Here is a 19,800-nt window from a genome sequence, read left to right on the forward strand (position 1 = left end):
CCCCCGGGCGGGGGCGCGGCCGCCCAACCCCGCCGGGGCGGCGGGGGCCCGCCCCCCCGCGGACCGCTGCTCGGCGACCTTCCTGGCATGGGAGGCCGTCGAGCGCGCATCGAGCAGCGCGGTCGCGGCGGCGGCGAGCTCAGCCGCCCGGCGACGCCGCGGCGCGAGGGAGTCGGCATCACCGACCGCAGCGGTGATGCGGTTGCGGACCTCCGCGGCCTCGGCGGAGAGCACCGCGGTGCGGCGGTCCAGGTCTGCGAGTTCGGCCTCGACGCGGCGGATTCGTTCGTCGAGGTCGGTGGCGAGACGGTGCAGTTCGTCGACCGCGGCGCGACGCCGCACCAGATGTTCGGCGAGCGCTTTCGCCGCGTCGTGTGCGTAAACCGCGTCGGCGTGACGGACGGTGAGATCCTCGACCGGAACGTCGCCGCAACGCTGACGCAGCACCGCAACGGCCCCGGAGATCTCGGTTGCCGCGGTCCGCGCGTCGGCGAGCGCTCGCTCCGCGCGCTGTTCCGCAGCCTGTGCGGCGGCCTCGTCGTTCTTCGTGACCGTGTCCGGCGCCGGGACGGCGGGAGCGGGATGCTCTGTGGCACCGCAGACTTCGCACGGCTCGCCGGCGGTGAGCCGGGCCGCCAGTTCGGCGGCCATCCCCTCGATACGGCGACGCCGGATGTCGAGATGCCTGTCGCGGGCGTCGTTGAATGCCGAGTGCAACGTCAGCACCCGTTGCTGTGCTCGTTCGAGGTCGGTGCCGAGCGCGGCGAGTTCGACTGCGGCACCGAGAGAATCCGCGCCGCGGTCGCGGGCGGCGACAAGTCCTGGGAGGGACGCGGCGGCCTGCTCCGACTCGCTCACCGCGGCGACCGCGGCAGCGAGCCGGTCGGGCAGTGCAGCGCGCTCGGCGACCCGTGTCGTGTGGTCGTCGCCGAGGGCGCGGCGGCGCGGGGCCACTCGGCCCAGGTCCGCCTCGATCGTTGCCACATGCCGATGCTGCTCGAGCAGATCGTCGAGCCGCGCAACCTCCGCCGACCATTGTTCGCACCGGGGCCGGATCACGGCGCGGTCGGTGTCTGCGGGAACGTCACCGACCTCTGCCAGCAGTGCCCGGCCTTCATCGTGTTCCTCGAGCGGAGCGCGGGCTGCGCGCGCGGCCCTGGCAGCAGCCTCCGCGTCCGCGACGGCCCGCGCCGCATCGAGATCGACGACCGAGACCGGAACCGCGCGTCGCGCGGCGTCGCGCTCGCTGCGCAATCGCTGCCAATCGGGTTCGGAGGCCGTAAGGGTGGCAAGCACTGTGAGGGCGCCGGTGCGGCGGTGCAGATTCTGTTCCAGCGCGAGGGCGGTGTCGAGCGCGCGGCGGTTCTCCGCGTCGACTTCGCGGGCGCGTTCGAGGACCGCGGCGGCGGCATCGCGAGTGTCGGCGGCTTCGGCGGACAGCCGGTGTGCCCACTCGACCGGGTCCGCGTCGGCTCCCGCCTCGATACCCGCGGCGGCGGCTACCTTCGCGGCCAGAAGATCGACCGTTTTCTGTTGTTCGGCAAGGAGTTTGCCGCCCGCGCCACGGCGGTCGCGGAACCATTGCTCGACATCCCCGAAGCGCGTCGTGTCGAACAGTCGCTCGAGCAGCTTGCCGCGCTCGTCGCTGCCCGCGCGCAGGAACTTCGCGAACTCACCCTGCGGCAGAAGCACCACCTGGAAGAACTGTTCGGCGCTCATCCCCAGCAAGCCCTTGACGGCGTCACCGATGTCGGGGATCCGGGACAGGTTCTCGCCCTGCCCGTCGAGCCAGGTCAGTGTCGCCTTGGCCTGCTGCTTGACAGTGCCGGTGCCCCGCATCTTGGGACGTTCGTATTCGGGACTGCGTTCGAGGACGATCCGCCGACCCGAGATGGTGGCTTCGAGCCGCACCCGCGGTGCGACACCGGCCGGAGCGTGGTCGGAGAGGAGGCGCCGGCCGTCGGCGCGGGCCCCGGGAACGGTGCCGTACAAGGCGAAGGCCACAGCGTCGAGGATCGATGTCTTGCCCGCGCCCGTCTGTCCGTGGAGGAGAAACAAGCCGTCGGAGCCGAGTTCGTCGAAGTCGATCTCGACGGTGCCGGCGAACGGGCCGAACGCCGTGACCTCGAGCGTGTGGAGTCTCACGCGGGCACATCCGTCCGGGCGCGGTCGGCGCCGGGCAGTACGTCGCCGACGCCCTGCTTGCGGTCGGCGTCGCGCAACGCCTGGCCGATCCACCCGAGCTCACGAGCCGACGGTGCGGAGCGCACGTCGCCGAGGAACGCCTCGGCGATCTGCACGTCGCTGCGACCGCGCACCTTGTCTCGGTAGGTGCCTTCGGAGAAGGACGCGGGACGCTGCCACTCGACGTGTACGGCGTGCGGGAAACGTTCCTGCAGCTTGCGCATCGCGTCGAGGGGACGGACCGGGTCGGTGAGTGTGGCCGAGACGTAGTGCTCGGTCGCTTCGGCGTAGGCGGGATCGCCGAGCAGCGTGTCGAGCGTGCCCGTCAACTTGGTCAGCGGCCGGACCACCGGCAGGTCGATGCGTTCGACGGACCGGAGACCGGTCTCGTCGAGGTCGGCGATCCACACCGCTTTGCGGTGGGTGCGTTCACCGAAGGAATAGGGCAGCGGAGATCCGGAGTACCGCACGTGCTCCGCGACGGTCTGCGGCGAATGCAGATGCCCGAGTGCCACGTAGTCGGCGCCGGCGAACGACGCGGCAGAAACCGTCTCGACACCACCGACGGAGATCGATCGTTCGGACCCGGTCGGCTCGGCACCGACCACGAACGCGTGCGCGAGCACCACGGTGCGGCCCCCGCGCCGAGCGGCGTCCTCCCGCACGCGGCGCATCGCGGCATCCAGGATCTCCTGGTGCGAACGCGCTGTGGGCACACCGAGTTCGGCGCGGGTGATCTCGGGCTCGAGATACGGAAGGCCGTAGAACGCGACCGGACCGTGCCGGTCCTCCAGGACGACGGGGTGCTCGATCTGCGACACCCGGGTGATCAGGTGCAGACCGCCGTGCGCGGCGAACGCTGCTCCGGCTCCGAGCCGCACCGGCGAATCGTGGTTGCCCGAGGTGGCGACGATGACCGCACCGGCCGCGCGGATGGCCTCGAAGCCCGCATTGCACACCGCGACCGCGTCGGAACTCGGGATCGAACGGTCGTAGACGTCGCCGGGCACGACGACCACATCGATGTCCTGCTCGGCGACGAGGCCTGCGATCGCGTCGAGGGCACGACGCTGGTCGGCGAGAAGGTCGACACCGTGGAAGGTGCGCCCGATGTGCCAGTCGGAGGTGTGCAGGATGCGCATGGACACCGACGGTAGAGCAGCGTTGCCCCCCCCCCCGGGGGGGGGGGGGGGGGGGGCCGGACGGATGCGGCATCATGCGCCACATGACCGCACTCACGGCACTCGGACTGCTCGTGGCCCTCGTTCTCGGCGCCGTTCTCGGGTGGCTCGCCCGCGCTTCGCGCGACGGTGAACGTGCGGCGCGGGCCGAGTCCGAGCTCGCCGCGTTGCGCGGGAACGAAGCACAGCTGAGGCAGTCGCTGGCCGCGGTGAGCGAGGACGCCGCACGGCGCCAGTCCGGTGCGATCGGCGAGCAGGTGTCGCGTCTGGTGGATCCGCTGCACGACGCGGTGGGCGCCCTGGCCCGGCAGGTCGAGCAGGTCGAGCGGAGCCGCGTGCACGCGTATGCCGGGCTCTCCGAGCAGGTCGAAGGGATGCACCGGGTGTCGCAGCTGCTCTCCACCCGGACGCAACAGCTCGTCACCGCGCTCCGGGCACCGCAGGTTCGCGGACGCTGGGGTGAGATCCAGCTCGAGCGCGTCGTCGAACTCGCCGGGATGGTCCGCCACTGCGATTTCGACACGCAGGTCGGCAAGGACGGTGTGCGCCCCGACCTCGTCGTCTACCTGGCGGGCGGCAAACAGATCGTGGTCGATGCGAAGGTGCCGTTCGCCGCCTACCTCGATGCCGCCGAAGCCGATGATCCCGCCGAGCGCACCAAGCACCTGACCCGCCACGCGCGGCAGTTGCGCACCCACGTCGACCAGTTGTCCGCCAAGGCCTACTGGGAGTCGTTCGACCCCAGCCCCGAGTTCGTCGTGCTGTTCGTCCCGGGCGATCCGTTTCTCGATGCCGCGCTGGGCGCCGATCCCGATCTGCTCGAGTACGCCTTCGCGCGCAATGTCATCCTCTCGACCCCCACGACGCTCGTGGCGCTGTTGCGCACCATCGCGCATACCTGGAGGCAGGAGGCGCTGTCCCGCGACGCCGCGACGATCCACCGGCTGGGCCGCGAGTTGTATCAGCGTCTCGGTGCGGTCGGTTCCCATCTCGACCGCCTCGGGTCACAGCTGGGCAAGGCAGTCGAGACCTTCAATGTCACGGTGTCGTCGATGGAGACGAGAGTGGGAGTCACAGCCCGCAAGCTCCACGACTTGGAGATCTTCGACGGCGACGTACCCGAGATACGACGGGTCGACGCCTGGCCGCGCCGGAGCACGCAGCAGGGCAGAACGGAATCCGACGGTCCTGTCGACGAAGCAAGCTGACGCCGCCGCGCTAGTGTTTAGCTCGTGTCTGCAACCCAACGTGCCCGCTCGGCGGTGCCGCTCGACACGCGGTCGTTGATTTCGACGGTGCCGGGCGTGCCGTGGTGGGGTGCGCTCACCATCGCGGCGGGGTCCACCGCCGTCGGGATTCTGATCGACGCCGCGCGTGGCAGCGAACTCACTTCCGCGTTCACCGCCTTCTACGTGCTCGGATGCATCGCGGCAGTCGTCGCGGTGCGCCATCGTGGGCTGTTCACCGCCATGGCACAACCGCCGCTGCTTCTCATGGTGGCGGTCCCGCTGGGCCAGGAGATCATTTCGACGGGAAGCTCGTCGGGCCTCAAAGACCTCCTGCTCAACGTCGCGTACCCGCTGGTGAACAGGTTCCCGGCCATGCTTCTCGCCACGGTCGTCGCGCTCCTGATCGGCGGTTTCCGGATCTACGCCGCTCAGCAGAGCGCGGGAGGAGCACGTTCGCGTGCCCCGCGGCAGCGCGCACGTTCGGCATCGAGGACACGTGCCGCAGGTCGCCGGACGGCAGATCGCGACAGCGAGCCGAGACGGACACGCAGCGCTCCGCGTACGACTCCCAGGTCCGCCAAGCCGCCGGCTGCGGCGGGCGCCGCGCCCGTGCGCAAGGCACCGCCGCCGACCGCATCGGTACGCGACGTCACCGACAACCGGGCCGAACCCGCGCCCAGACGCCGCCCGGCCCCGGTCGGCGACGGTGCGCGCGCCGTCGACCCCGCGCCGCCCGTCGCACGCACGCCGCGGCGCCCGCGTCCGCCTCGCACAGATTTCGTGCCGCCGGCCGACGAGCGCGCACCGCGCCGCCGTCCGCCGGCAGCCGAGCCGGTCCGCAGGGAGCCGCGTCCGGCCGTCGCACCGCATCCCGCGCCGGCGTACGAGCCGCCGCAGGTGCGGTACCGCGACCGCTACGAAGACTGATCCGGGCGGACCGCTACGCGGATCGGCCGGCGCTCAGTGGCGCGCCGCGCGCAACTCGCGCGGCAGGGCGAACACCAATGTCTCGTTGGCCGTGGTCACCGACCGCACGTCGTGGAAACCGTGCTCGTCGAGCAGATCGACGACGCCCTGGACCAGGATCTCGGGCACCGACGCACCCGAGGTGATGCCCACCGTCTCGACGCCCTCGAGCCATGCCGGGTCGACTTCGCGGGCGTAGTCGACCAGGTAGGCCGCACGCGCACCGGCATTGAGCGCCACTTCGACGAGACGCACCGAGTTCGAGGAGTTGCGTGACCCGACGACGATGACGAGGTCGCACTCGGGGGCCATGGCCTTCACCGCGACCTGCCGGTTCTGAGTGGCGTAGCAGATGTCGTCGCTCGGCGGATCCTGCAGCTGAGGGAACTTCTCCCGGAGTCGCTGCACGGTCTGCATCGTCTCGTCCACGCTGAGCGTGGTCTGGGAGAGCCAGATGACCTTCTCCGGGTCACGGATCGTCACAGAATCCACGGCGTCGGGTCCGTCGACGAGCTGAACATGCTCGGGGGCCTCGCCGGCGGTGCCTTCGACCTCTTCGTGGCCCTCGTGGCCGATGAGCAGGATGTCGTAGTCGTCGCGCGCGAACCGCTTGGCTTCCTGGTGGACCTTGGTCACCAAGGGGCAGGTCGCGTCGATGGTGCGGAGTTCACGTTCTGCGGCGGACTGGTGCACTGCCGGTGACACACCGTGTGCCGAGAACACCAGCACCGATCCCGGCGGAACCTCGTCGGTTTCGTCGACGAAGACCACACCACGATCGGCGAGAGTCTCGACGACGTGCCGGTTGTGCACGATTTCCTTGCGGACGTACAGGGGTGCTCCGTACTTGTCGAGGGCCTTCTCGACCGTTTCGACAGCCCTGTCGACACCGGCGCAGTAACCGCGCGGTTCGGCGAGGAGCACTCGTTTGCCCGAGGCCGCGCTATGGGCCGATCGAGTGATCCCGACTTCGAGTGGAACAGACGCAGACATACCACCAGAGTACGGGCCGGGTGATCCCCGGGCCCGGCTCGGCTACCAATCATGCGGTTCATCGGGCAGGCTTGAGGGATGATCCGTCCACCGTTCATGGCACGGGTGGCCGCCGGCATGGCCGTCACCGCCTACGAAGAGACCCTCAAACTGCCGAGTACCGCTGTCTCGCTTCCGATGACGACGGTGAGCCAGATCCTTCAGACGACGATGCGGTTTCAGCAGGTGCTGACGTCGCTGGCGATCAAGGGCGATCATCTTTTCGAATCTCTCGGCGCACGCCCCGAGGAGAACCCGGAGTGGGCGGTGTTCGACGAGTCCGCTCCATCGGACACGAACACCGGCACCGGCGCAGGTACCGGCACGAACGGTGAGGGGTCGGCCACCCCCGGCCGCTTCGCCCTGTATTCGACACCTCCACCGGTTGCCGACGACGAACCAGCCCCCTCCGCCGCCGAGAAGCCCGCGTCCGAGGCGGCGGCACCGGCGCCGAGGAAGCGTGCGGCGAAGAAGGCCGCCGGCAAGTCTGCCGCTGCGAAATCCACCGCCACGAAGACCGCCGCCACCAAGACCGCCGACGTTCCCGAGATCGTCGAGTATCTCGACTACGACTCGCTGACGCTCGCGCAGTTGCGCGCGCGTCTTCGTACCCTCTCGGCCGAGGATCTCACCGCTCTGCTCGACTACGAGACCGCACACGCGGCGCGCGCCCCGTTCATGACGATGCTGTCGAACCGGGTCACGACCGTGCGTGACAAGTGACGGCGGCGCAATCCGCGGCGCGGCCCAATTCTCCGGAGAATCCGTGGCCGGTCCGCACCGTCTCGCAGAAGGTCGCCGGGTGGATCGATCGGCTCGGCACCATCTGGGTCGAAGGCCAGGTCACCCAGATCAATGCGCGCCCGGGCACCCGGACAGCGTTCCTGACCCTGCGCGATGCCTCCGTCGACATGTCGTTGCCGGTGACGTGCGCCCCTCAGTTGCTGCAGGACTCACCGGTGCCGGTCACCGAGGGCAGCCGCGTCATCATGTTCGGCAAGCTCACCTACTGGGCGGGCCGCGGCACCCTGTCGCTGCGGGTCACGGAGATCCGCGCCGTCGGAATCGGTGAACTGCTCGCCCGCATCGAACGGCTGCGGAGTCTGCTGGCGGCCGAGGGACTGTTCGATCCGCGGCTCAAACGGCCGCTGCCGTTCCTCCCCCGGCGCATCGGTCTGATCACGGGCAGGGCCAGCGCCGCCGAACGCGACGTGGTGTCGGTGGCTCAGCGACGCTGGCCCGCGGTACAGATCGACGTGCGGCACACCACCGTGCAAGGCCCGACCGCTGTGCCGCAGATCCTGGACGCACTCGAGGCCCTGGACGCGGACCCTGCCGTCGACGTGATCATCCTCGCCCGCGGCGGAGGCAGCGTGGAAGATCTGCTGCCCTTCTCCGACGAGGCGCTGTGCCGGGCCATCGTGGCCTGCACGACCCCCGTGGTCAGTGCCATCGGACACGAGCCCGACAGCCCGCTGTCCGATCACGTCGCCGATCTGCGAGCCGCGACACCCACCGACGCGGCCAAGCGTGTGGTCCCCGATGCCGTCGCGGAGCAGATGCTGGTCGACGAACTGCGGGCCCGCTCAGCGTCGGCGCTGCGCAGCTGGGTGCGGCGGGAAGAACACGTGATCGCGCAACTGCGTGACAGACCGGTGCTGGCCGACCCGTTCCGCGCCCTCGATCGCCGGCACGAGGAGATCGACAGGCTGCGGGAGGCCGGGCGGCGCGACATCGGGCGGACGATCGCGATGGCGTCGTCGACGCTCGAACACATGCGCGCCCGATTGAGCACGCTGGGACCGGCTGCGACCCTGGCACGCGGGTACGCCGTCGTGCAGCGGGTCGTGCCCGGCGGAACCCCCGAGGTGGTGCGGTCGCTGGGCGAGATGCCCATCGGCACCCAGCTCCGGGTGCGGGTAGCCGACGGCGCGGCGCGGGCTGCGGTCATGGGACACGAAAAATGACGAATACGAGAACTGAGGCAAGAACTGTGGACGACGCCAACGCCGACGTGCGGGAATTCGGCTACGAGCGGGCGCGGGACGAACTGGTCGGCGTCGTGAAGATGCTCGAGCAGGGCGGGCTCGATCTCGACGAATCCCTTCAGCTGTGGGAGCGCGGCGAAGCGCTCGCCAAGCGCTGCGAGGAGCATCTTGCCGGTGCCCGTGAACGTGTCGAGAGCGCGCTTGCCCACGCGGACGGCCTCGACTCGGACGAGGACGCCGACGAGTACGACGAGGAGTAGGCCCTCTCAGGGCACGATCGGCTCGGCCTGACCTGCGGCGGTGGCCAGGGCGGTCAACTCGGACTCGTCGCCCGATCCGCCGATCAGGATGCGGACATCTCCGAAGTCGGACACCCACAACGGTTCGACGCCTTCGCCGCCGTAGACGACCCATTCGCGTCCGTCGACCTCGCGGAGGTCGGTGACGGCGCGCGAGCCTCCGGCGACGAACGACACGAGTTCGGTCTGGCCCGCGTTCGACTGGGTGAACCGGACGTACCGGCCTGCGGGCGTGATGTACCCGACGGTGCTCGAGTCGCCGCCTTCGGCGCCGGAGATGATGCTGCGGCTACCCGAGTTGGCCTGCCAGTCGTCCGGGACCTCCGGCTGCCGGATCGGGAAGCCGAGTTCCTGCGCGTCGTACTGCAGACCTGCATCGACGTCGAACGACGGCACCGGACCGGCGGTCGGCCCACCCGGACTGAACGAGCACTGGCTGGCGATCGCAGCGATGAGAAGACACAGCGCGACCAACGGAATCAGCGACCAGGCCATGTCGCGGGAGTCGTTCAGGATGCGGGGTTTGTCGGATGCCACCCATCCAGTCTGACAGCCCGATGCCGGGCGTGCCGACGCCGCCCGGGTCCGGCAGCCTGCGCGACCGGCGGTGGTGAGACAATCAGGACGCGATACACGTATCGGATCGTGCGGGCGCCGAACGGCGGCCGCCCACGTGCCGGCGCCCCGCGTCGACCGAAAATCTTCAGGAGGCAGTAGCCCATGACGGCCAGCACCCCATCTCGTCGCGAAGCTCCGGACCGCAACCTCGCACTCGAGTTGGTGCGTGTGACAGAAGCAGCGGCGATGGCTGCGGGTCGCTGGGTGGGACGCGGCGACAAGGAAGGCGGCGACGGAGCTGCCGTCGACGCGATGCGCCACATGGTGAGTTCGGTGTCCATGCAGGGCGTCGTCGTGATCGGCGAGGGCGAGAAGGACGAAGCGCCCATGCTCTACAACGGCGAAGAGGTCGGCAACGGCGACGGCCCGGACTGCGATGTCGCGGTCGACCCGATCGACGGCACCACGCTGATGGCGAAGGGCGCGCCGGGCTCGATCGCGGTACTCGCGGTCGCCGAGCGCGGCTCGATGTTCGATCCGTCCGCGGTGTTCTACATGAACAAGATCGCCGTGGGTCCCGAGGCTGCCGATGTGATCGATCTGTCCGCCGGCGTCGCGGAGAACATCCGCCGGGTCGCGAAGGCGAAGAACCGCGCGGTCTCCGACACCACCGTCATCATCCTCGACCGCCCGCGGCACGCCGAGATCATTCGTCAGACCCGGGAAACCGGCGCGCGTATCCGGCTCATCTCCGACGGCGACGTCGCCGGCGCGATCGCGACGGCACGGCCGGACTCCGGCGTCGACATGCTACTCGGGATCGGCGGTACCCCCGAGGGCATCATCGCCGCGGCGGCGCTCCGCTGCATGGGCGGCGAACTGCACGGGCAGCTCGCTCCGACCGACGACGACGAGCGCCAGAAGGCCCTCGATGCCGGCCACGATCTCGACCGGGTCCTCACGACCCGCGAACTCGTCACGGGCGAGAACATCTTCTTCTGCGCGACCGGCGTGACCGACGGCGACCTGCTCAAGGGCGTGCGCTACTACGGTGGCGGCGCGACCACGCAGTCGATCGTCATGCGAAGCAAGTCCGGCACGGTCCGGATGGTCGAGGCGTACCACCGTCTCGAGAAGCTCGGTGAGTTCTCGTCCATCGACTTCCACGGAGTCGAGGGCGCTGCGCCTCCGATGCCCTGATCTCGTCCGTGGTGCGGGGGGGGTGGACCGCGGGGGGGGGGGGGGCCCCCCCCATGCGCGACTGTGCCGGGCATACGGTGGATTCATGACCGACACATCCGAACAGTCTTCCCAGCAGTTCCGCATCGAGCACGACACGATGGGTGAAGTCCGGGTTCCGGTGGATGCCCTGTGGCGGGCCCAGACTCAGCGTGCCGTCGAGAACTTCCCGATTTCGGGTCGCGCACTCGAACCGGCGCAGATCCATGCACTGGGCCTGCTCAAGGGCGCGTGCGCCCAGGTCAACAAGGATCTGGGGTTGCTCGATCCCGCGAAGGCCGACGCGATCATCGCCGCCGCGAACGAGATCGCCGCGGGCAAGCACGACGACCAGTTCCCGATCGACGTGTTCCAGACGGGGTCCGGCACCAGTTCGAACATGAACACCAACGAGGTCATCGCGTCCCTGGCGAACCGGGCCGGGGTGGACGTGCACGCCAACGACGACGTCAACATGTCGCAGTCCTCGAACGACACCTTTCCCACTGCGACGCATGTCGCGGCGACCGAAGCGGTCGTGAAGGATCTGATTCCCGCACTCGAACACCTCCGCGCTGCACTGGCCGCGAAATCCGAGGAGTGGCGCACCGTCGTCAAGTCCGGTCGCACGCACCTGATGGATGCCGTGCCCGTGACACTCGGGCAGGAATTCGGCGGCTACGCCCGCCAGATCGAAGCGGGAATCGAGCGACTCGGAGCGACGTTGCCGCGGCTCGGTGAACTGCCCATCGGCGGTACCGCGGTGGGCACCGGCCTCAACGCACCCGAGGACTTCGGTGTACGTGTGGTCGCGGAACTTGTGAAGGCCACGGGCGTCGAGGCGCTCCGGCCCGCACTCGACAGTTTCGAGGCGCAGGCGGCACGCGACGGACTCGTGGAGGCGTCGGGCGCGCTTCGCACGGTCGCGGTGTCACTTACCAAGATCGCGAACGATGTGCGCTGGATGGGGTCCGGCCCGCTGACCGGTCTGGGAGAAATCCGCCTTCCCGATCTGCAGCCGGGCAGTTCCATCATGCCGGGGAAGGTCAATCCGGTTCTCCCGGAAGCGGTTACGCAGGTGGCCGCGCAGGTGGTCGGCAACGATGCCGCAATCGCGTGGGGCGGTGCGGGTGGCGCGTTCGAACTCAACGTCTACATCCCGGTGATGGCCCGTAACCTGCTCGAGTCGATCCGCCTGCTCGCCAACGTCTCCCGGCTGTTCGCCGACCGCTGCATCGAAGGACTCACCGCCAACGTCGAGCGTCTGCGCACCCTCGCCGAGTCGTCACCGTCGATCGTGACGCCGCTCAACTCCGCGATCGGGTACGAGGAGGCCGCGGCCGTGGCGAAGGAGGCACTCAAGGAAGGCAAAACCATCCGCCAAGCCGTGGTGGACCGCGGCCTGATCGGTGAGAGCCTCAGCGAGGAAGAACTCGACCGCCGCCTCGACGTCCTCGCGATGGCGCGCGTCGAACGCGAGAACTGACCCCGCCGGCGCGGGCGCGCGTCATTCCTGGACGACTTCGGTGGCACCGTCGATGTAGGTGATGTAGCCGAACTGGAAATTGCTGCGGAACCCTCCGGGAACGACTTCCTCGTCGCTGATGGGGAAGCCGAGTACGCCGCCCGCGCCGCCGTCTGCCTCCCACGCGACACGGATCTCGCCCCACACGATGTGGGCATCGGTGTCCGGGCTCCAGGCGATGATGCCGCCGTCGAACTCGGCGACGTAGCCGTCACCGACCTCCTCCTGGTTGCCGGTCGCATTGCCGAGCGGACTCTCCGCGCCTCCGACCTCCATGTACTTCGCGAGGATCGGTCCGCTGAGTTCGACCTCCTCGCCGTTCGGTCCGGGCACGGCGCTCGACTGGTCGGCGGCCGGTTCGGACGGTTCGCCGGAACCGGTGCTCTCGGCATCCTCGCCGGCGGTGATCGACTCGACCGCGCTCTGCGCCTGCGACCCGACGCTTTCGGCTGCGGATCCGACGGCACTGGTCGCGCTCCCGACCACGTCCGATGCGGAGTTGTCGTCCCCGCAACCGACGGCTACCAGTCCGACGGCAGCAACTGCCGCAGCGATGGACGCACTTCGTCGTGGAATTCTCATGGCGTCGCTCCTCGAAGGCTCGCAGCCCCGATACTCGGCACTGCCGGAAGTTCGGACTCACACCGAGTTCCAGGGTGCCCGATCCCGACGACGAAATTGGCATTTCTGCTGTTTCGCCACGCGAACCCGGATCAGGACTCACTGCGTCTCGCCTGCCGATAGGATTCGCGGCAGCGAAAGAGGCCGACATGCGAGTTTCACGCCGTCATCGTTCGACCATGGCTGTCACCGTCGTGGTGCTCGTCGCCGCCGGCTGCGCATCCACGAGCACCGACAACACCGAGAGCAGCGAATCGCCGTCACCCGGCGCGCAAGCCTCGGCGACGGCAGATCCCACCCGCAACCTGTCACCACCCCAGGTCGCCGGCGTCGACATCCCGGACGGACAGATCGACGACGCGGTCTCCCAGCTCGGAGATCTGGCCCGAGGGCTCATGGACAGTTCCGGCATCCCGGGTATGGCCGTCGCGGTCGTGCACGGCGGCGAGACCGTCTTCGCAGAGGGTTTCGGAGTACGCCGAGCCGGGTCCGACGAACGGGTGGACGCGGAGACCGTCTTCCAACTCGCCTCGATGTCCAAACCGATCGGTTCGACCGTCGTGGCGCACCAGGTCGCCGAAGGCGTGGTCGCCTGGGACACTCCGGTTGTCGAGCACCTCCCGACATTCACCCTCGCCGACCCGTACGTCGGTTCCCATGTCACCGTCGGGGACCTGTATTCGCACCGCTCCGGCCTTCCCGAGCACGCGGGTGACGACCTCGAAGACATCGGCTACGACCGCGCCGACGTGATCGAACGTCTCCGCTATCTGCCGCTGGCGCCGTATCGAATCACCTACGACTACACCAACTTCGGACTCACCGCCGCTGCCGAATCCGTCGCGGTGGCCTCCGGGGAGGGCTGGGCCGACCTGTCGGAGCAAGTTCTCTACGAACCCCTCGGCATGACGTCGACGAGTTCCCGGTTCGCAGACTTCGCGGCGCGGGAGAATCGCGCCACCGGGCACATCCTCGTCGACGGGGAATATGTGGCCCGCGACGTGCGGGTGCCCGACGAGCAGTCCCCCGCCGGCGGAATCAGCTCGTCGGTCGAGGACGTCGCGAAGTGGCTGACCATGCTTCTCGCGAACGGCGAGTACGAGGGTGGACGCATCGCATCGCCCGCGGCGCTGCAAGCAGCGTTCACACCCCAGTCGACGTCGTCGCCACCCGAGACCCCGGACAGCCGGACGGGATCCTACGGTTACGGATTCGATGTCGGCACGAGCTCCTCCGGTCGGGTGACGCTGAGCCATTCGGGAGCATTCGCATCCGGTGCCGCGACCGTGTTCACCGCGATTCCGTCCGCCGACGTCGCGATCGTCGTCCTGACGAACGCCGCCCCCATCGGGGTGCCGGAGATTCTCGCGGCGGAGTTCGCCGACCTGGTGCAGTTCGGGGAGGTCCGCGAGGACTGGTCCGGCCTGTATACCGACGCGCTGTCGTCCTTCGCGGATCCGGTCGGGTCACTCGTCGGTCAGTCGCCACCGGCCGATCCGGAGCCGCCCAAGCCGCTCGCCGACTACACCGGCGTCTACGACAACGAGTACTTCGGCCCGGCACGGATCGAGGAAAACGACGGTGAGCTGGCATTGGTGATCGGCCCCGACGACCGGACGTACCCGTTGACGCACTGGGACGGCGACGTGTTCACTTTCCCGCTCAGCAACGAGAACGCTCCCGACGGCACGATGTCGAAAGCTGTGTTCACACCGGACGACGTCACATTCGAGTACTGGGACACCAACGGCCTGGGCACATTCCGCAAAGGAGACGCATGAGCGAGGACAGCACCACCATCCCGACTTCGGGTAGCTCCATCGTCACGGTCCAGAGTTTCCTCGACGCGCTGGCGTCGGGGGAACTCGACGCCGCGACGGATCTGCTCACCGACGACATCGCATGGCACAACACATCCCTCCCGACCGTGCGCGGCCGCAGCCGGGTACGCGGAATGCTCCACGGAATGGCACGTCCGTGGGTCGGGTTCGAGGTCGTGACCCACCACATCGCGACGGACGGGGACGTCGTCCTCACCGAACGGACCGACATCTTCCGATTGGGGCCGGTCGAGATCGGTTTCTGGGTGTGCGGCACCTTCCATCTGCGCGACGGACGGATCGCCGTGTGGGACGACCACTTCTCCCCCGGCAACATGGCGCTGGGAGCACTCCGCGGGCTCGTCCGTGCTGCGACCGGTCGCCGGGCGGTCGCGGCATAGAATTCTGCGGTCATCGAACCGGTCGGTGACAGGCCGACAAGGAGCAGTGCCATGACCGACGCCGAGTACACCCCGGGTTTCACAGCGGGACTCGAGATCCGGCGCGAAGTGATGGGAGACGACTTCGTCGAGCGGGCCTTCGACCGCGCTCGCGGCACCGACTCGGAGGAGATGCAGGAGTTCGTCACAGAACACGCGTGGGGCGCGGTGTGGTCGCGGCCCGGTCTGGATCGACGTAGCCGCAGCCTGCTCAACCTCGGCATGCTCATCGCCCTGCGCGCGGAGAACGAGTTGCGCGGGCACGTTCGCGGCGCCCTGCGCAACGGCCTGTCCCGCACCGAGATCGTCGAATCGGTCATCCACTGCAGCGCGTATTGCGGCGCTCCCGCGGGATTGGCCGCGATGCGCGTGGTCCAAGAAGTCCTCGAAGCCGAATTGGGCCCGCTGACCGGCACCGACACCGATATCGACGAGACCCGGTAGCCGGATGCCCCGTTCCCTCGGCAGGAGGAAACGGGGCATCGGGCCGGTCACGCTGTGCGGCGCGCCGCAGGGCCACCGCACGTCGCCTTCACACTCCCGGCGCGAACTCCTCGAGCATGTCGGTCACGAGTGCCGCAATCGGTGACCGCTCGCTGCGCGTCAAGGTGACGTGCGCGAACAGCGGGTGGCCCTTGAGCTTTTCGATGACCGCGGCGACACCGTCGTGCCGTCCCACACGGAGGTTGTCGCGCTGGGCGACGTCGTGGGTGAGCACGACGCGTGATCCCGCCCCGAGCCGCGACAGCACCGTCAGCAGAACATTGCGTTCGAGGGACTGGGCCTCGTCCACGATCACGAACGAGTCGTGCAGCGACCTGCCACGGATGTGGGTCAGGGGAAGCACTTCCAGCATGCCGCGGCTGATGACCTCGTCCATCACCGCGGGGCTCGCGAGACCTTCGAGGGTGTCGAACACCGCCTGACCCCACGGGTTCATCTTCTCCGCTTCCGATCCCGGCAGGTACCCCAACTCCTGGCCGCCCACAGCGTACAGCGGCCGGAACACCACCACCTTGCGGTGCGAGCGACGCTCGAGTACCGCGTCGAGGCCTGCGGTCAGCGCGAGCGCGGACTTCCCGGTGCCCGCCTTGCCGCCGAGCGAGACGATGCCGATGGACTCGTCCAGCAGCAGGTCCAGCGCGACCCGCTGTTCCGCGGAACGCCCGTGCAACCCGAATGCCTCCCGGTCGCCGCGCACCAACTGGACCCGCTTGTCCGCCGTCACCCTGCCCAGCGCACTCGACGAACCTCCCAGAAGACGAATGCCCGTGTGGCACGGCACGTCCCGAGCCTCATCGACATCGACGACGCCCTCGGCGAACAACTCGTCGATCACCGTCCGATCCACGTCGAGTTCGGTCATGCCGGTCCACCCCGACGGGACGACGTCCTGCGCGCGGTACTCGTCGGCCGTCAGCCCCACGGCACCGGCCTTGACGCGGAGCGGGATGTCCTTGCTGACCAGCGTCACCTCCCGGCCGTCACCCGCCAGATTGAGCGCGCACGCCAGGATCCGCGAATCGTTGGTGTCGGTGCGGAAGCCCGCGGGCAGGACCGCCTGATCGGTGTGGTTGAGCTCGACGTGCAGGGTTCCGCCGGACTCCCCGATGGGAATCGGCTGGTCGAGCCGGCCGTATCGCTGGCGCAGGTCGTCGAGCAGCCGGAGCGATTCGCGGGCGAACCATCCCAGTTCGTGATGGTGACGTTTCCCCTCGAGTTCGCCGATCACGACGAGTGGAAGCACCACTTCGTGCTCGGCGAACCGGGTGACCGCCCAGGGATCGGAAAGCAACACCGATGTGTCCAGCACGTAGGTACGAACGAGGGGTTTCGTCGCTGGGGACGCACTCGGGCGTTCGGAGCGGGGGGAGACGGAGCGTGTTGCGTTCACGTGAGGCTCCTCGGTCTGCACGGCACCGCGGCAGACGTCGTTCGGTGGGCCGGTAGTCCCTGGTGTCGTCACGACCACGAGAGCCTGGTGCCGGCCCCCTCGCTCGGACTGTGTCAGCCACACGATCAGGGACCTCCCGCGTACCCGGCACCTGCGCCGACTACACCCCCGACGCTAAACCCGACACGCCCCCTCCGCCGGGTAGCGGAGGGGGCGTGTCGATGAAAATTGCGTTAACGCGGAACCGGTCAGACGAGCTTCCAGTCCTCGAGTCCCTCGTACAGCGGCAGATCCTGCGCGAGCTTGCTCACGCGAGCCCGCAACGCGTCCTTGTCCGCGTCGCCGACGAGCGTCTGCGCGATGATGTCGGCAACCTCGGTGAACTGCGCGTCGCCGAAGCCCCGGGTCGCGAGCGCGGGGGTTCCGATGCGCAGGCCGGACGTGACCATCGGGGGCCGCGGGTCGAACGGCACGGCGTTCCGGTTGACGGTGATGCCGACCTCGTGGAGGAGGTCCTCACCCTGCTGGCCGTCGAGCTGCGAGTTCCGCAGGTCCACGAGCACCAGATGCACGTCGGTGCCTCCGGTGAGCACGGAGATGCCCTTGTCGGCGACGTCGGGCTGCGACAGGCGGTCGGCCAGGATCCGCGCGCCGGACAGGGTGCGCTGCTGGCGGTCCTTGAACTCGTCGCTCGCGGCGATCTTCAAGGAGACGGCCTTCGCGGCGATGGCGTGCATGAGCGGTCCGCCCTGCTGGCCGGGGAACACCGCGGAGTTGAGCTTCTTGGCCCACTCCTTCTTCGCGAGGATCAGGCCCGAGCGCGGACCGCCGAGCGTCTTGTGCACGGTCGTGGAGACGACGTCCGCGTAGGGCACGGGCGACGGGTGCAGGCCTGCGGCGACCAGTCCCGCGAAGTGCGCCATGTCCACCCACAGGTAGGCACCGACTTCGTCGGCGATCGCGCGGAACGCGGCGAAGTCTTCGTGGCGGGGGTAGGCGGACCAGCCGGCGACGATGACCTTCGGCTTTTCGCGCAGGGCGATGTCGCGCACCTCGTCCATGTCGATGCGGTGGTCTTCCTTGCTGACCCCGTAGGACGCGACGTCGTACAGCTTGCCGGAGAAGTTCAGCTTCATGCCGTGCGTGAGGTGACCGCCGTGCGCGAGGTCGAGCCCGAGCAGCTTCTCTCCGGGGGTCATCAGGGCCATGAGCACCGCGGCGTTGGCCTGGGCGCCCGAGTGGGGCTGCACGTTGGCGAATTCCGCACCGAAGAGTTCCTTGGCGCGGTTGCGGGCGAGGTCTTCGATGATGTCGACGTTCTCGCAGCCACCGTAATAGCGCCGGCCGGGGTAGCCCTCGGCGTACTTGTTGGTCAGGACGCTGCCCTGAGCCTGCAGTACGGCGCGCGGCACGAAGTTCTCCGACGCGATCATCTCGAGGGTGTCGCGCTGGCGCGACAACTCCCCTGCCATGGCCTCGGCGACCTCGGGATCGAGGTCGGCGAGTGCGGCGGTGTTCATGTCGTTGCCGGGCACAGCGGTCATCGAGAATTCTCCAAGCGAAGGGCGGCAGGATACGTATTCCAGTCTACGAACCCCGTCGACCCCGCCGGACGGCGGACCCCGGTCGAGACGCAGGTCACCGCAGGCTGCTGGGCACGAGAGGTTCGTCGAGAAGCCGGCGGAACCGCTCGGCACGGTCCGCTCCGGCAGGAGCCCGGTCGAGCCACCCGCCCAGCAGGCGGTATCCCTCGACATACGTACTGATGTAGGCACGCCACAACGGAGACGACAGGAATCGCAGCGCCTGCCGGGCACGTTGCGGGCTCGACAGCGACCAGCGCTCGAGGAACCCGGCGACCTCGTCGACGTCGCGGCCACGGTCGTGCAGGAGAAGCGCCGCGTCCTGCCGCACCGACAGCAGGCCCGCCGACGCGTCGTGCAGTTGTTCCGCGAGTTCGCCGTCGAACCGAAGGCCGAGATCGGCGTAGATGTCCTGCGCCCACTTGCCCCAGCCCGGTCCGACGATCGCGTCGAGCGCGAGGTCGGCGAGACCTTCTGCCATCAGGCACTGAGGGGTGTTGACGAGGAACAGCGTCTGCTCGGCCTGGCCGGCCGCGACGAGTCCGGCCTCCTTGCGGCAGTGCTCGGTGTGGTGCCCCGGGTACGACTCGTGGGCGATCAGGTGCGGCAGGTGCGGCATATGTTGCTCGAGGTCGGAGTTGATCGCCACCCGCGACCGGTAGTCGCCGAGGTAGTAGTTGAATCCGGACCACGGCTTGTCGCCGACGACCTCGTACTCGACTCGTTCGGTGTCGGGCAGGGGATACACCGCGCGCACCTTCTCGCGCAGCGCACTGGAGAAAGCCTCCACACACTCTGCGAGGCGATCGGCGGGCACCACCTCGGATGCGCGGTGTGCCTGGAGACGTTCGGCCAACGGCCCCGGGCCGGGGAGAAGGGCGTCGAGGCGCCGGTGCGCGTCGCGATAGTCGTCCTCGTTGCCGGGGGCGATCCGCACGTCGAAGTACGCGTCGACTTCGTCGACGAACCCGATGTCCTTACCTGCGAACTTGCGGGCGGAACACTCCATCGCGCGCAGGTGCACCTCGAGAAATCGGGTGCGCTCCTCCGGCAACGATGCCGACGGAAGTTCCTCGCGCAGACGACGTGCCGTGTGGGATAGGTCACGAGGATCGGGCCTGGGGGCGTTCTCGATCCGCCGGCGTAGTTCCGGATTCCCGGTGTACGCATCGACGAATCCCTCCTCGAGGCGGTCGAAAGACAGCCCGAGCAGCAGGTATTCGGTAACGATGTCGTCCGTTCGCATAACGTGCAACCCTAGT

The 19,800-nt window shown here is 68.8% G+C and carries 18 protein-coding genes; 10 read left to right on the plus strand and 8 right to left on the minus strand.

Features of this window, described 5'->3' with window-relative positions:
* Both TVH25_RS09140 and TVH25_RS09145 read right to left on the minus strand, forming a co-directional pair.
* Positions 1–2,145, minus strand: a 2,145-nt coding sequence (locus TVH25_RS09140) for an AAA family ATPase (RefSeq protein ID WP_422423894.1), incomplete at its 3' end; no start/stop codon positions are given.
* A complete protein-coding gene (locus tag TVH25_RS09145) occupies positions 2,142–3,326 on the minus strand; it encodes an exonuclease SbcCD subunit D (protein WP_422423895.1) in 1,185 nt (394 codons plus the stop codon). The genes TVH25_RS09140 and TVH25_RS09145, both read right to left, overlap by 4 nt.
* Before the next feature lie 83 nt (positions 3,327–3,409).
* Between TVH25_RS09145 and TVH25_RS09150 the strand changes: the two genes are divergently transcribed.
* Positions 3,410–4,573, plus strand: coding sequence for a DNA recombination protein RmuC (locus TVH25_RS09150; protein ID WP_169652497.1), 1,164 nt, complete (start codon positions 3,410–3,412; stop codon positions 4,571–4,573).
* A gap of 24 nt (positions 4,574–4,597) precedes the next feature.
* Positions 4,598–5,521 (plus strand): DUF6542 domain-containing protein, encoded by a 924-nt coding sequence (locus TVH25_RS09155; protein WP_422423896.1) that lies wholly within the window; start codon positions 4,598–4,600, stop codon positions 5,519–5,521.
* Between the two features lie 33 nt (positions 5,522–5,554).
* On the opposite strand, the gene TVH25_RS09160 is transcribed toward TVH25_RS09155, so the two are convergent.
* The gene (locus TVH25_RS09160; protein ID WP_169621554.1) at positions 5,555–6,553 is read right to left on the minus strand and encodes a 4-hydroxy-3-methylbut-2-enyl diphosphate reductase; all 999 of its coding nucleotides are present in this window, start codon (positions 6,551–6,553) and stop codon (positions 5,555–5,557) included.
* Between the two features lie 78 nt (positions 6,554–6,631).
* Here TVH25_RS09160 and TVH25_RS09165 point away from each other — a divergent pair, with 78 nt between their 5' ends.
* Genes TVH25_RS09165 through TVH25_RS09175 form a run of 3 tightly spaced genes read left to right on the plus strand, consistent with a single transcriptional unit; the run spans position 6,632 to position 8,840 of the window.
* On the plus strand, positions 6,632–7,315 hold the full coding sequence (locus TVH25_RS09165; protein ID WP_169652499.1) for a lipid droplet-associated protein: 684 nt from the start codon (positions 6,632–6,634) through the stop codon (positions 7,313–7,315).
* On the plus strand, positions 7,312–8,559 hold the full coding sequence (gene xseA / locus TVH25_RS09170) for an exodeoxyribonuclease VII large subunit (protein ID WP_422423897.1): 1,248 nt from the start codon (positions 7,312–7,314) through the stop codon (positions 8,557–8,559). The genes TVH25_RS09165 and xseA overlap by 4 nt, the downstream gene beginning before the upstream one ends.
* A complete protein-coding gene (locus tag TVH25_RS09175) occupies positions 8,556–8,840 on the plus strand; it encodes an exodeoxyribonuclease VII small subunit (RefSeq protein WP_422423898.1) in 285 nt (94 codons plus the stop codon). The genes xseA and TVH25_RS09175 overlap by 4 nt, the downstream gene beginning before the upstream one ends.
* A 6-nt stretch (positions 8,841–8,846) precedes the next feature.
* Here the strand turns inward: TVH25_RS09175 and TVH25_RS09180 are convergent, their stop codons facing one another.
* Positions 8,847–9,416, minus strand: coding sequence for a DUF4245 domain-containing protein (locus TVH25_RS09180; protein ID WP_422423899.1), 570 nt, complete (start codon positions 9,414–9,416; stop codon positions 8,847–8,849).
* Between the two features lie 183 nt (positions 9,417–9,599).
* Here TVH25_RS09180 and glpX point away from each other — a divergent pair, with 183 nt between their 5' ends.
* Positions 9,600–10,637, plus strand: a complete 1,038-nt coding sequence (gene glpX / locus TVH25_RS09185; RefSeq protein WP_169621549.1) for a class II fructose-bisphosphatase — start codon at positions 9,600–9,602, stop codon at positions 10,635–10,637.
* Positions 10,638–10,722: 85 nt separating this feature from the next.
* Positions 10,723–12,141 (plus strand): class II fumarate hydratase, encoded by a 1,419-nt coding sequence (locus TVH25_RS09190; RefSeq protein WP_296549466.1) that lies wholly within the window; start codon positions 10,723–10,725, stop codon positions 12,139–12,141.
* A 21-nt stretch (positions 12,142–12,162) separates the two neighbouring features.
* Here TVH25_RS09190 and TVH25_RS09195 read toward each other — a convergent pair whose 3' ends face one another.
* Complete coding sequence (locus TVH25_RS09195; RefSeq protein ID WP_169621547.1) at positions 12,163–12,762, minus strand: LGFP repeat-containing protein; 600 nt, start codon at positions 12,760–12,762, stop codon at positions 12,163–12,165.
* Between the two features lie 188 nt (positions 12,763–12,950).
* Here TVH25_RS09195 and TVH25_RS09200 point away from each other — a divergent pair, with 188 nt between their 5' ends.
* The 3 genes from TVH25_RS09200 to TVH25_RS09210 are packed head-to-tail and all read left to right on the plus strand — an operon-like array spanning position 12,951 to position 15,505.
* Positions 12,951–14,582 (plus strand): serine hydrolase, encoded by a 1,632-nt coding sequence (locus tag TVH25_RS09200; RefSeq protein WP_169652502.1) that lies wholly within the window; start codon positions 12,951–12,953, stop codon positions 14,580–14,582.
* Positions 14,579–15,022, plus strand: coding sequence for a limonene-1,2-epoxide hydrolase family protein (locus TVH25_RS09205; RefSeq protein WP_169652503.1), 444 nt, complete (start codon positions 14,579–14,581; stop codon positions 15,020–15,022). The genes TVH25_RS09200 and TVH25_RS09205 overlap by 4 nt, the downstream gene beginning before the upstream one ends.
* A gap of 51 nt (positions 15,023–15,073) precedes the next feature.
* Positions 15,074–15,505, plus strand: a complete 432-nt coding sequence (locus TVH25_RS09210; RefSeq protein WP_422423901.1) for a carboxymuconolactone decarboxylase family protein — start codon at positions 15,074–15,076, stop codon at positions 15,503–15,505.
* An 88-nt stretch (positions 15,506–15,593) separates the two neighbouring features.
* On the opposite strand, the gene TVH25_RS09215 is transcribed toward TVH25_RS09210, so the two are convergent.
* From TVH25_RS09215 to TVH25_RS09225, 3 genes are all read right to left on the minus strand, one after another.
* Entirely contained in the window at positions 15,594–16,955 is a 1,362-nt protein-coding gene (locus TVH25_RS09215) for a PhoH family protein (protein WP_422423902.1), read from the minus strand.
* A 248-nt stretch (positions 16,956–17,203) separates the two neighbouring features.
* Positions 17,204–18,499: a serine hydroxymethyltransferase gene (gene glyA / locus TVH25_RS09220; protein ID WP_169652505.1), complete on the minus strand. Its 1,296-nt coding sequence runs from the start codon at positions 18,497–18,499 to the stop codon at positions 17,204–17,206.
* 94 nt (positions 18,500–18,593) lie between these two features.
* Positions 18,594–19,784, minus strand: coding sequence for a DUF885 domain-containing protein (locus tag TVH25_RS09225; RefSeq protein WP_422423903.1), 1,191 nt, complete (start codon positions 19,782–19,784; stop codon positions 18,594–18,596).
* Between the last annotated feature and the right edge of the window lie 16 nt (positions 19,785–19,800).

Origin of the sequence: Rhodococcus sp. 7Tela_A2 (assembly GCF_049311045.1) — a bacterium.
In the GTDB taxonomy this organism is placed as follows: Bacteria; Actinomycetota; Actinomycetes; order Mycobacteriales; family Mycobacteriaceae; genus Rhodococcus.